The sequence below is a fragment of the Bacillus haimaensis genome (assembly GCF_048270625.1).
Taxonomy (GTDB): Bacteria; Bacillota; Bacilli; order Bacillales; family Bacillaceae_I; genus Sutcliffiella_A; species Sutcliffiella_A haimaensis.
In genome coordinates, this window is the sequence record NZ_CP158164.1 from 1,290,457 (window position 1) to 1,302,725 (window position 12,269).

13 protein-coding genes are annotated in these 12,269 nt (G+C 41.8%); all 13 read left to right on the plus strand.

Annotated elements, in window-relative coordinates; translation table 11 throughout:
• Positions 1-38 precede the first annotated feature (38 nt).
• The 13 genes from ABN702_RS06490 to ABN702_RS06550 all read left to right on the plus strand — a co-directional run bounded on the left by ABN702_RS06490 (position 39) and on the right by ABN702_RS06550 (position 12,018).
• The gene (locus ABN702_RS06490) at positions 39-1,523 is read left to right on the plus strand and encodes an FAD-binding oxidoreductase (protein WP_417899920.1); all 1,485 of its coding nucleotides are present in this window, start codon (positions 39-41) and stop codon (positions 1,521-1,523) included.
• Positions 1,520-2,044 carry a hypothetical protein gene (locus ABN702_RS06495; protein ID WP_417899921.1) on the plus strand — a complete coding sequence of 175 codons (525 nt, stop codon included), beginning with the start codon at positions 1,520-1,522 and terminating at the stop codon, positions 2,042-2,044. Before ABN702_RS06490 ends, ABN702_RS06495 begins: the two co-directional genes overlap by 4 nt.
• Before the next feature lie 5 nt (positions 2,045-2,049).
• Positions 2,050-2,505: a tRNA (N6-threonylcarbamoyladenosine(37)-N6)-methyltransferase TrmO gene (gene tsaA, locus ABN702_RS06500; protein WP_417899922.1), complete on the plus strand. Its 456-nt coding sequence runs from the start codon at positions 2,050-2,052 to the stop codon at positions 2,503-2,505.
• Between the two features lie 52 nt (positions 2,506-2,557).
• A complete protein-coding gene (locus tag ABN702_RS06505; protein ID WP_417899923.1) occupies positions 2,558-3,118 on the plus strand; it encodes a hypothetical protein in 561 nt (186 codons plus the stop codon).
• Between the two features lie 254 nt (positions 3,119-3,372).
• Positions 3,373-5,094, plus strand: coding sequence for a WG repeat-containing protein (locus tag ABN702_RS06510; RefSeq protein WP_417899924.1), 1,722 nt, complete (start codon positions 3,373-3,375; stop codon positions 5,092-5,094).
• Between the two features lie 226 nt (positions 5,095-5,320).
• Entirely contained in the window at positions 5,321-5,836 is a 516-nt protein-coding gene (locus tag ABN702_RS06515) for a GNAT family N-acetyltransferase (protein WP_417899925.1), read from the plus strand.
• Positions 5,837-6,265: a hypothetical protein gene (locus ABN702_RS06520; RefSeq protein WP_417899926.1), complete on the plus strand. Its 429-nt coding sequence runs from the start codon at positions 5,837-5,839 to the stop codon at positions 6,263-6,265.
• 71 nt (positions 6,266-6,336) lie between these two features.
• Positions 6,337-6,996, plus strand: coding sequence for a DUF421 domain-containing protein (locus ABN702_RS06525; RefSeq protein ID WP_417899927.1), 660 nt, complete (start codon positions 6,337-6,339; stop codon positions 6,994-6,996).
• Positions 6,997-7,575: 579 nt separating this feature from the next.
• Positions 7,576-7,929, plus strand: coding sequence for a DUF805 domain-containing protein (locus tag ABN702_RS06530; RefSeq protein WP_417899928.1), 354 nt, complete (start codon positions 7,576-7,578; stop codon positions 7,927-7,929).
• Between the two features lie 241 nt (positions 7,930-8,170).
• Positions 8,171-9,325 carry an FAD-dependent monooxygenase gene (locus ABN702_RS06535; protein WP_417899929.1) on the plus strand — a complete coding sequence of 385 codons (1,155 nt, stop codon included), beginning with the start codon at positions 8,171-8,173 and terminating at the stop codon, positions 9,323-9,325.
• Between the two features lie 26 nt (positions 9,326-9,351).
• The gene (locus ABN702_RS06540) at positions 9,352-10,110 is read left to right on the plus strand and encodes a class I SAM-dependent DNA methyltransferase (protein ID WP_417899930.1); all 759 of its coding nucleotides are present in this window, start codon (positions 9,352-9,354) and stop codon (positions 10,108-10,110) included.
• Positions 10,111-10,753: 643 nt separating this feature from the next.
• Positions 10,754-11,068, plus strand: a complete 315-nt coding sequence (locus tag ABN702_RS06545; protein WP_417897840.1) for a helix-turn-helix domain-containing protein — start codon at positions 10,754-10,756, stop codon at positions 11,066-11,068.
• 5 nt (positions 11,069-11,073) lie between these two features.
• Positions 11,074-12,018, plus strand: a complete 945-nt coding sequence (locus ABN702_RS06550; RefSeq protein ID WP_417897841.1) for an IS3 family transposase — start codon at positions 11,074-11,076, stop codon at positions 12,016-12,018.
• Positions 12,019-12,269 lie beyond the last annotated feature (251 nt).

Here is a 12,269-nt window from a genome sequence, read left to right on the forward strand (position 1 = left end):
AGATAAATATTACAAAAATATTACATGTAGGTGTTGGTATGCAGACAATAACGAAAGTGACGAAGAGGCCATGGTTCCTTGGATTATTGGTCGTGTTTTTTCTAAGTTTGATTTTATGGAACATTCCAATTGAAAAAAGAAAATATGGGCTTTCACAAAGCAATCTCGCAACGGATTATACTGGGCTCCTTCCTGAGAGAGTAGAACGAGTAATGGAGGCTGAAAACCGCTCGGACTTCCAGAAAATTATCAAAGAGGCTAATGAGAAAGGCTACAAAATTTCCCTTGCCGGACTCCAGCATTCACAGGGCGGCCATACCTACTATAAAGATGGTGTCGTGCTGGATATGCGCAGCCTGGATAAAATTCTGGAAATTGATGAAGAGAACAAGACGATCCGGGTTGAGGCGGGAGCGTCTTGGGAGGATGTCCAGGAAGCCATCACACCATATGGACTTGCACTGAAGGTTACACAGTCCCAATCCATTTTTACTATCGGAGGTTCCCTGTCTGTTAATGCCCACGGAAGGGATATCCGTTTTGGCCCGATGGCTGGGACGGTGAAGGAAATGACCCTGCTCACCCCGGCTGGTGAAATCATTTCAGTGACACAGGCGGATTCCGAGGAATGGATGACATACGTATTCGGGGGATATGGATTATTCGGTATCATATTGGATGTCACATTGGAATTGACGGACAATGACGTCTATACCATCCGGACAGAGGAATTGAAAACGGAGGAGTATGAAGCATACTTTAATGAGTTAATGGACGATGATAAGACCGCCATGCACTACGCGAGGGTCAGTGTTGCACCAGAAACGTTTCTCGAGGAAATGTATGCTATCAATTATGACTACACAGGAGAGACCGACAAGGAAACACCTTTAAAAAATGAACAAGGAATTCGCATAAGTAAGCTTGCCTTGGATATTGGGCGGAAAGGCGGCAAACTAGAGGACCTGTTCTGGGAATCGCAAAGGCATTATATCGGTTCCATTGAGGGTAAAACGATTACAAGAAATAACGTGATGCGTTCCGAATCAACCTTTATGGAATATACCACCCCGGGTCGTGTTGAGGTGCTGCAGGAATATTTTGTTCCTGTCGATTCCTATGAAGAGTATCTTCAGGATCTGAAGAAATTGCTCGCTTCCAATGACAGCAAGGAGGACTTCAAAGTGCACAACATCACTGTCCGCTATGCGTCAAAGGACAATATGACTGCATTGAACTATGCAAGAGAGGATATGCTTGGCCTGGTGATTCTCATTCAGCATGGTTTGCAGGAAGAAGAGATCGAGGGGGCAAAAGACATCATTCAGAATTGGACGGATCTGACACTCGACCATGGCGGGACCTATTATCTTCCTTATTACCGCTATCAGACGAAAGAGCAGTTCAGGAAGTCTTATCCTGCTTGGGAAGAGTTTCAGGAGGAGAAAATGCGGAGAGATCCGAATGAAGTCTTCCAGAACCTTTTTTATGAATATTATCTAAAAGAAGGAAGCACATCATGAAAAATATCCCCCTTATTGTAACAGTTGGGCAAGTCGCCATCTTGCCATATTACATCATTTGGCTGAAAGAAGCCTCCATGACGTATACACTATTTGCATGGTTCTTTGCTATGTTCTCTTTTGCAGCAGCATGGGGATACAGGGTTTATCAGACGAAAAAAAATAAGGGGCGATCCTATATCTTTCTCGTATACGCTGGGATGGGTGCGGTTTATCTCGGAGTTGGACTTATTCGTACCCCGTTCGACTCCCTACCCTATGTGGTACTGCTGATCCAAGTTTTATTGGGTTTCCTGCAGGGGTATTTCCGAGCCTGGCATATAGAGCAGAAGGAATATCATCTGCATGCGGTGCATCATTATTTACTTGTTGGGTGTGCAATGCTAGGGCTGTCGCTTGTTCATGTCCTATCGCCAAGTTTTTTCCTGAATTTATTTGGATGTTTGTTGCTGGTTTGTGCTGTAGGAGAGATTTTCCGGAAAAAAGATGATATGGAGCAATCCATTGAAATAGGAGACTGATAGATATGATGATGGTAAAGCCAATCGGTATTGCAAAAAACGATAGAGCGGTAATCGAGGACGACCATTGGGCCGGAATTGAAACGAGGATCATTCTGGACGATGCTTTCCCGCCTGATGCCTTGGACGGGATAGAGGAGTTTTCCCATCTGGAGGTACTTTTCCACTTTCATAAAGTGGATGAAGAAAAAATCATTGCAGGAGCAAGGCACCCTAGAAATGACGAGAAGCTTCCCAAGGTCGGAATCTTTGCCCAGCGCGGAAAGAACAGGCCAAACCGCATTGGACTCACAACGGTAAAGCTTCTGAAACGGGAGGGAAGAATACTTGTTGTCGCTGGCATGGATTGCATAGACGGGACTCCCGTGATAGATATCAAGCCAGTGATGAAGGAGTTTTTGCCAAAGGAACAAGTGCAGCAACCTGCCTGGGTGGATGAGATCATGAGGAATTATTGGTGATGATCATGATTCGATTTAGGGTAGGACGGTGAACAGAACCAAAGGGGGAATTGTGATAAAAAGAGTACTAAAGCTCTTAATGTTGGTTACAGTTTTATTGGTGATAATTTTCCCGGCACCTACTGCGATGGCTTGTGATTGTGACCCTCCTGACACTGCAACAGAAGCCATGGAAGTTGCCACAGCAGTATTCAGGGGCACCGTGCTAAAAATTCATAAGAATCAAACCATGTCTGACGGGGAGCGGTATGATGAAGTGCTCTTCTCCGTTTCTGAATCCTGGAAGGGAATGGAGGATTCTCAAGCTATCATTTATACCGACAGCTCTAGCAGTTGTACATTCGAGTTTCAGGAAGGAAATGAATATCTTCTTTTTCCTTACTTGCGTGACGGGGTAATGTATATCATGGATTGTGGCAGAAGCAGTGATATTTCACTCGCAGAAGAGGATCTGGAGGAGCTTGGGAAAGGGGAAGAGCCGACAAATATAGTGGATTTGGAAGATAGATACCTAGGTTCAATACGGGTGGAGACTGTGTTGAAATGGGTTGTTGGAATAGTGTTCGGGGTAGCAGTTTTGGTGATGATCGAGATAAAGCGGGGGAAGGATTGATATCGTAGGAGCCTTGTCGTCTGTGTTGTGAATATGGAGGGGAAGGCGTTTTTTATTGGTGCGGAATTGAGACCATGAAACAGAAAAAAAGAAGCAATCGTGGGATCAAAATCACAGACCTGTCATTACCGCGTATTTACTAGAGTTTGCTTACATTCCCTACCCCTATCCTCACAACAAACACCAATCAAACACCCATTCCCCACCCATCCCATATAATACGGAAAATGCTATTTATGGGGAGTTGCGGCTATATGTGGTTTAAACGGGTTGTTCCGCGTTTGTTTCCGGCTTCGGTGAGGACGGTAGAAGGGACAAAGTGGGGGTATATCAACGAGTCAGGAAAGTTTGTGTTAAAGCCTCAATATGGGGATGCAGGGGATTTTCAGGAAAATGGTTTGGCGATTGTCAGGCTTAAGGGTGCAGGGGTGATCAATCAGGCTGGCCGCTTTGTCGTGGAGCCAAAATATAGCTCCATTTCGCCTTTTACTGAAGGTCGTGCTGTTGCGATGGATAATAAGGGCTTTTTGATCATAAATGAAAAAGGTAAGGTGCTGACTAGCAAATCGTATTCATTTATTAGTCCTTTTCAGGAAGGGAGAGCAGTCTTTCAGATTACTGATAAAGACGGAAAAATCGTATATGGCTACCTGGATCTGAATGGAAAGGAGGTCATTCCAGCCAAGTACCAGTATGCTTTTGATTACAATGATGGGAGAGGTCTTGTTCAAGTGAAGGAGAAGGAATATGCGCTGCTTGACATTAACGGCAAGCAGCTTCAGACTTTTCCATATGAACAGATGAACGGGTACAGCGAGGGATTGCTGTCATTCCAGAAAACGTATCAGGATAAGGCAGGGTATGTGGATGAGGCAGGGAAGGTGGTCATTGAGCCGAAGTTTGGCATGGCATTACCTTTTCAGAATGGCAGGGCAGTGGTGAATGCTTCCACTGACTATAAAAACGAGTACGGATTGATTGATAAAAAGGGAACTTATATCATCCCGCCTAAATATAATGATATAAATATTCTCGGTGGAAACCGTGCATCCGTGGGCAAGGCGATCAATGCAGCGGAACCATATCTGGGTTCTGTTTATGCGATTGCAGATACCCAAAGTGGAAAACTGTTGACTGATTTTATCTATAGCAGTGTAAATGATTTTCAAGACTCCTATAGCTCTGTTACTCAGGACGAAACAAGCTTTTTTATTAATAAAAAGGGTACCCCCGCGACCGGTCTGCCTGTCATTCGGGGAATTGGGACGCTAACATTGACAGGGACCATCATTAAGGCCTATGTGGATCAGCGACTATCGTATTATGCCAGAAACGGCAACCTTGTGTATGCCCAAAATATCACCATCCCCTTATCGGGTAAGATATTTATCCGCGAGGAAAAATTCATGCCGAACAAGGATTACCTAGTGTATTTCCCCCAATTGGATGGGATGAAGGATGAAAACGCCGAGAAACGTGTAAATCAGGTGCTGAAAAAGAAATCACAGGTAAAACCGATTGATCCGAATGCCCAGCTCGACTACAGCTATAGCGGGGACTTCTCAGTGAGATTTTTTCAAAAGGCATTGCTCATTCTGGAGCTTTTTGGCTATAATTTCCCATTTGGTGCAGCACATGGAATGCCGAGTCAGGTTGAAGTGCCAATCAATATTAAGACTGGGAGCATCTTTGTATTAAAGGACCTTTTCAAACCAGGCAGCGATTATGTGAAGGTACTAAGTGACATAATCGGCAAGCAGATTGCAGCCTCGGAGGATGGCTATTACTTCCCGGATGCATATAAAGGAATCAGCTCGGATCAACCATTCTATGTGAATAATGAGTCACTATTCATCTACTTCCAGCCATATGAAATCGCAGCCTTTGCGGCAGGATTCCCGACATTTGAGATTCCGTTTTCGGAGATCGATTCGATTATTAACAAGGAAGGCGACTTTTGGAAGTCCTTTCATTAAAGTGGTTTTCAAGGCACTCTTTTATATAAAAAGGGTGCTTTTTTCCGTATTTTGGGTTAATTTCATTTGTCAAAAAACCTTACAATCGAGTTGATTATTTTATCCAACAAAAAGATAATGCTTACATATATTTTTTTAGAAAATAAGTTTCATCTTTCTGTCAAATACATTAATGCTATACTGGGAAAAAGGAAAATAATACAGATAACTCTTGGGGTGAATGCAGATGAAAAATCAATTATTCATAGAACAAATAGAAGACACTGAACCCTACCTGGATGAACTCGCAGAAATGCTGGTTCTCGTAGTTGAGGGTGCATCCATCGGATTCCTACCGCCAATTACAAAGGAAGCTGCTGTAGAGTATTGGAAACGTGTAAGGAAACCTGGAATCATACTCTTTATTGCCAAAATCGGGGATCGTCTGGTCGGAACCGTTCAACTCCATGATAGTTCCAGTCAGAATGGTGCGCACCGAGCAGAAATCGCCAAAATGATGGTGCATCCCGAATTCAGGCAACAAGGTATCGCGAGAAAGCTCATGATAGCTGCTGAAGAAAAAGCGATCTGTGAAGGAAAAACACTATTGGTCCTTGATACAAGAGAAGGTACCCCGGCCAACAGCCTCTACATTTCCCTTGGATATGTAGAAGTGGGAAAAATTCCGAACTATGCAAGGTCCGCTGACGGAACACTTCATACGACCGTTATCTATTACAAACAGATCGGTGTGGTGATGTGATTGACTTATCGAGCCAAGACACAAAGGGGAATACTTTTTAGTTTACTAACTTTGACGCTCACATCATGGGCATGGAATTTTGATACTACTAATCTCATTTCCTTTCAAATTTTTATAATTGTTTTTATTCTACTTGCCTTGGGGACCAGCTATGAATTAACCGTGGGCAAAGAAGTTCTGACTTATCGAATTTTGTTCCTTCAGATTCCTATTCATAAAAGAAAAGTAAAAGCATCACAGATCAGTCAGATGAAGTTCAAACGGTACGGTTGGATTCAAACTGGGGTTGCGATTAGAATGAAAAAGGGCTTCATGTTGCGGATTGTTGGATTTAAACCGCAACGTTATCTTATTAGTCTAGAAGAATTTGCAGAAGAAAATGGTATTCCTATTAATGAAACAGAAGGCTACATCATCTTGAATCGGTAGATTAAAACCCAATCGGATAGTTCATGAAAATAAGGGAATGATATCCTAAAAAGCTATCCGAGGGATGAATTATGACTTTAGTAATAAAAATAATGGTCATCTATATCATAACAATTGCCATCATGCGGCTTATGGGAAAATCCACGATTGTCCAGATGACCCCTTATGATCTGGTCGCCATCATTATTGTTGGAACGGTTGCATCCGAACCCCTGATCAGTACGGAGTTTCTGCCAACGCTTGGCGCATTGATCACTTTGGTAATCCTGCATATTATCTTTTCCAAGCTGACATTGTGGCAATGGGGAAATCGATTTTTTCTTGGGGAGCCCACTCTGCTTGTGAAGAATGGTGAGATTATTGAGGATAATATGGAAAAGACAATGGTGTCCATTGCACAGCTGCTTTCCATTTTAAGAAGTAAAGGCTATCCTAAAATATCCGATATTGATTATGCAATCCTTGAGCCGATCGGTGAAATCAGCATTATTCCAAAGTCAGAGAATACCCCTGTGACTGTGCAGCATTTGGAGATCTCGATTGATGATGAAGGGCTCCCGATAGCGGTCATCATAGATGGAAGGGTCCAGGATAAAAATTTAATATTGCTTGGTAAATCGAAGGATTGGTTAATGGAAAAGCTTCAAACCAACAATTTGAACGTAAAAGATATTATTTATGCCTATGTGAATGAAAAAACGAAAAGGCTGCAGATCAATAAACGGAAATAAGGTAAAAGTGCTATAAGTTTTGGCGTTTTTGCGTGTGTAGAATTATGTCGGAAATTGCGTTTTGAGCGTATTGTCATGACTTTTCATCGTATTTTCAGATTTTTACGCGTAAGTGGGGTAGATTTCATCGCATAAACAAATTTTTATGCAAAAGCAACCAATTTTTGCGCATAAGCGATATTGGGAAGCAGGTTTACCCAATCTACTGAGTGTTGAATTGGTAGACTATATCATGAACCAGATTACAAATGGAGAAGCATGGGTGAGTGTATCAAAAAAATATACCTATACCGATAGAACCAATTAAGTGGATGAAGATGTGACATTTGAATTGGTTCTCTATGCGTTGATGGGCTCCCATCTGGATTGGCAGATTGCCGAGATGAAGGTTTCAGGTGAATAGTTAGAAAGGGAAAGGAACTACGATTGCGTAGTGCCTTTTTTTAAAAAAACAATTCTAAATTTCTTGGAAAATCTATAAAATTAATAGAGATATTTTTACAGTTTTGTGATATATTTTTAATCAAGTTGTTTTTCGACTTAAACTGACAAAATACTATTTTTTAGGGGGATTATCGAATGCATTGGTATACGAATGTATTGAAAAATTATGTTACGTTTAGTGGCAGAGCAAGACGAAAAGAGTACTGGATGTTCGCTCTCATCAACACTTTGATTTCTCTGGCACTGACTGTAGTAGAACTGGTTGCAGATCTATCGCAAATCTTAACGGGACTTTATTCATTATTCATTTTCTTACCATCATTGGCTGTAACAATTCGCCGCTTGCACGATACAGGCAAATCCGGTTGGTGGTTCCTGATTGCACTTATTCCATTGGTTGGTGCGATTATTCTTCTCGTATTTATGTGCCTTGACAGTGAAGAAGGAACGAACAAATACGGTCCAAATCCTAAATCAGCTGGGTATTGATAGTCTGATAGCTTTAAAGAAAACCGTCCATTTCTGGGCGGTTTTTCTAATTTGGCTGAGATATTCTATATTTGGTCTACACTCACTTGGACAGACGACAAGATTCATATTAGTATAGGGTTATACGTGTGGAAAATTAATCTAATTTTAGGTGTGTTATTGGATGTCCCAACTATGACAAAGGAGAAAATTACATAAATCACTTTTTAAATATGAATCATTCAAAGGAAGGATGAACGTTATGAAAAGAAAGGCCATTGTCATAGGTGCTGGAATCGGTGGATTATCTGCTGCCATTCGACTAAAAAGTGAAGGCTGGCATGTAGAGGTCTTTGAAAAAGTTACCTCTCTTAAGAAAACAGGTGCTGGAATCGTGTTAGCAGCAAATGGTATGAAGGCGCTTGAGAGGCTGGGTGTAGCCGGGGAGATAAGGGCAATGGGAAAAAAGGTTGGAAAAGCGGAGATACGAACCTGGGATGGAAAAATATTATTTCAACTTCCAACGAAAGAAATGGCTGAGAGATATGGAACATACAGCTACCTCATTCATCGCGCAAGCCTTCAAAAAATATTATTGGATAAATTCGACTGCAACGGAATCAACCTTCAGAAGAGGATTTCAAGATTTTTTCAGGATAAAAGTAAAGTCACAGCAGTATTCAGTGACGGATCAGCAGTAGAGGGGGATGTTTTAATAGGGGCTGATGGAATCCATTCTACAATCCGTGCCAACTTGATTCAAAAAGATAAATTACGATATGCAGGCTTTACTGCGTTGCGTGGAATCTGTTCATTTCAGGATGAACGTTATGTTTTGCAGCAAGGTGGCGGTTTTGAGGCTTGGGGACATGGGAAAAGGTTTGGGTTTTCCCACCTTGGGCAAAATCGTATTTTTTGGTTTGCGGCGATAAATTCACCTGAAGGCAGGGAGATTCCATATGGTGCTAGAAAACAAGCAGCGCATCAGCATTTTAAAGGATGGTACAATCCTATCGAGGCAGTAATTGAAGCAACTGATGAAGAAGCGATTCTTCACCATGATATCTTTGATCGGAAGCCGCTTTCTCATTGGGGGAGTGGGCGTGTAACTCTGCTAGGAGATGCTGCACATCCTATGCTGCCTAATCTTGGGCAGGGTGGGGCGCTTGCGATGGAGGATGCCATTGTACTTGCAGATTACTTATCAAACACTAAAGATATTGAAAGTGCAAACTTCAAATATGAGCGAGAACGGATAAAGCGTACAACTAAGATGGTCCGTCACTCCAGAAAGATGGCAAGAATGGTGCAAATGGAGAACCCCATTGCAACGAGTGTACGGAATAGAATGCTACAAGCGGTACCTAGCCGTGTTATGGCCGCCCGTTTACACTGGGTGGTAGGGTATGAGGTTTAATGAATCACAGGAAGGTGAACTAATTGTTGAAAAAGGTTCTGGAGAATGCAGAAGAATATAATAATCCCATTTTATATGATGAGGAAAATGAGAGTTTCCAAGAGGATATCCCATTCCTGTTGAAGTGGGCTAACAAAACGGAAGGGCCAATTATCGACATTGCTTGTGGTACAGGGAGAGCTACCATCCCCTTGGCTGAAGCAGGATTTGATATGATAGGTGTAGATATCAATGGGAACATGCTCGCCGAGGCTAAAAGAAAAGCAGCCGAAAGTTCAATCCCTATTCAGTGGGAAGAACAGGATTGTACAAACTTTCAATTGGAAGTTAAGAGCAGGTTGATCTTTACGGTGGGAAATTCCTTTCAGCACTTTTTAACCAATGAAGATCAGGATATGTTGCTGAAGTCTGTACGCAAACACCTTGAGTTAGGGGGCATCTTTATTTTCAGTACAAGATTTCCAAGTTCCGAGGAGCTGCTTCAGACAAGTACGGAAGAATATTGGAGAAGCTACAAGGATAGGGACACGCATCAAAAAGTGGATGTCTACACGATAAGTGATTATGACCCGATCGAACAGCTGCAGTATTACACGACGATAAGAAGGATAGGAGAGAAAGAGACTAGTACAAGCATCACATTAAGATACACCTATCCAAAAGAGATGGAGCGATTGTTAACCGAACATGGCTTCAAGATTTTACACGTGTATCAGGATTGGAAGGAAACCCCTATATCCAAGGATGCCTATCAGATGGTTTATGTTTGTGAGAAGGCCCGGTGAATGGATTCAAAATAGGACGAAATGTATTACTTTCTACATTCTGTAACCTCATCTTCGGGTTCGGGTTGTTCTTCGTTGCAGGATCTTGGGTGATCAGCATCAGATATCTATTTTCAAAGTTTGGTTGGGTAGTAGATTCCACCCTGGATGATGGTTTTCTCCAATTTTTCCTTTTGTCGCGATCACTTCGAGCCTAATATTTTTCCCTGTCTGGTTTGTAATCAATAAAGCGATGGTACATGCTATACCTATTCGGAGAACCACGTACTTCTGGATTAACGGTGCCGGTTTTCTTATTGGGGTTTTTGCCGGTTATGCTTTCTTGCAACTATTTTAATGGACCAATGACCACGTGGAATCAGGAGAGTAGAGATGCCTTTTTTAGAAGAGGGTATCTCTTTTTTATGGAATACTGGGTGTCGTGTCGAAAAATGACGAAAAGTGCGTTTTATCGATATCCTGGTTGTTTTCGACGATAAAATAAAATTCTCATTGATAAAATTTTATTTTCGTTGATATCATGTCCGGAATCGTTGATATATGAAAATTTTCTCTACGACCCCCTAATTCCTTTGGACACATTTGTACTGAAAACAGTACACTAGAGACATAAAATCACAGGAATTAGGGAGGGGGAATTTCAATGCCAAAGAAAAAGATTGAAGCCTTGGAGGAAGTCAAAAGAAACTATGTCCGAATGGCTTTAGAAAGTGGTAATTACTCGTCCATCGCCCGTCATGCAGGAATTTCTCGGACTACCCTTACGAAGTGGATCAAAGAGTATGAGGATGAGGTAAGGGAACAAATGGAGGATCCAACATCAGCTATTGTTTCTACTGAACCCACAAAAGAAGAGCTGAAGGCTAAATACGAACAGGCCATGAAACTCCTAGGTGAAAAAGAGCTGGAAGTTGCCATGCTTAGAAACATATTAAAAAAAACCCAGTACCGGCCCTGACGGTCTTGGAAGAGGTTCGACTATGGGCAAAGGAGGGGTTTCACATCACTAAACTTTCTGAGGTAACGGGGGTTAACCGATCCCTATATTACTACCATAATGGCATGGAAGAAGCTGCGGTAGCTAAGGAAAAAAGAGGACGTCCGATTCCAGGTTACTCTAAAACAAATAGAGGAGAAATCATTCCGGATGAGCAGATAGAAGAATTTCTAATGGAGGCCATCGAAGGGGACGGCGAAACATATGGTGTAAAGAATCTAACTCAATTTCTAAAAGATCACCACGACCTTCAAATTAATCATAAAAAGGTCGCTAGGTTATGCAGGAAATTAGGAATTCTCCTTCCCCAGCGAATGGGTAATCCGAAGTATCCAAAAAGATTTGTCCGCAATCGGCTCGTTACTGCCCCTAATCAACTTTGGCAGCTTGATATAAAATATGGGGCCATTTCAGGAAGCCGAAGGTTTTTCTTTGTCGCATGTGCGATTGATGTTTTTGACCGCGCCATTGTTGGATATTACAGAGGACCCAGATGCACAGCCAAGGATATAACGGGAATGCTTAATGAAGCCATTATTAGACGTGGGTTACAGGCTTTAGAGGAGACGGATGATCATTGTATTGTGATAAGAACAGATAACGGACCTCAATTTGTCAGTAATCTTTTTGGTGAATTTTGCGAGAGAAATAAGGTTTTTCATGAAAGGATTCCTCCCAGATCACCAAATTATAATGCCTATATTGAATCGTTTTTTAGTATTTTAGAGAGAGATTTATTCAGGCGTTATGATTTCGAACTTTTTGAGGAGGCTTACTATGAAATTGATGAGTTCATGAAGTTTTATAATCACCGCCGATATCATGGTAGCCTGGGCAGAATGTCTCCCGTAAATTTCTATGAGAAATATAAGGATATTGGCTTTCCCGAAGAAATGGCCTTAAGCCTTTAAGAATGCAAGATTTCTCCTTCTTCATTTACTAACCCGCAAAGGTCAAAAGTGAAGAAGGAAATGAAAAAATGAAAAACTAAGAATCATTTAGCTTCTTGGAGAATTCGTCAGGAATTAGGGGGTCAAACCGTTTTCATTGATATCGGCATTCGCCTTGCAAAAAGATGAGTGGTTTGTAGCTCATACTTCCCTAAAAAACGCTATTTCCGCACTTTAATCCTTATCCCGCAACCACACAACACCGTATGCTT

Excerpts from the sequence above, each read along its gene's own strand:
- ABN702_RS06490 (WP_417899920.1), top strand. The coding sequence starts at position 39 with ATGCAGACAATAACGAAAGTGACGAAGAGGCCATGGTTCCTTGGATTA.
- ABN702_RS06495 (WP_417899921.1), top strand. The coding sequence starts at position 1,520 with ATGAAAAATATCCCCCTTATTGTAACAGTTGGGCAAGTCGCCATCTTG.
- tsaA (WP_417899922.1), top strand. The coding sequence starts at position 2,050 with ATGATGATGGTAAAGCCAATCGGTATTGCAAAAAACGATAGAGCGGTA.
- ABN702_RS06510 (WP_417899924.1), top strand. The coding sequence starts at position 3,373 with ATGTGGTTTAAACGGGTTGTTCCGCGTTTGTTTCCGGCTTCGGTGAGG.
- ABN702_RS06515 (WP_417899925.1), top strand. The coding sequence starts at position 5,321 with ATGAAAAATCAATTATTCATAGAACAAATAGAAGACACTGAACCCTAC.
- ABN702_RS06525 (WP_417899927.1), top strand. The coding sequence starts at position 6,337 with ATGACTTTAGTAATAAAAATAATGGTCATCTATATCATAACAATTGCC.
- ABN702_RS06530 (WP_417899928.1), top strand. The coding sequence starts at position 7,576 with ATGCATTGGTATACGAATGTATTGAAAAATTATGTTACGTTTAGTGGC.
- ABN702_RS06535 (WP_417899929.1), top strand. The coding sequence starts at position 8,171 with ATGAAAAGAAAGGCCATTGTCATAGGTGCTGGAATCGGTGGATTATCT.
- ABN702_RS06545 (WP_417897840.1), top strand. The coding sequence starts at position 10,754 with ATGCCAAAGAAAAAGATTGAAGCCTTGGAGGAAGTCAAAAGAAACTAT.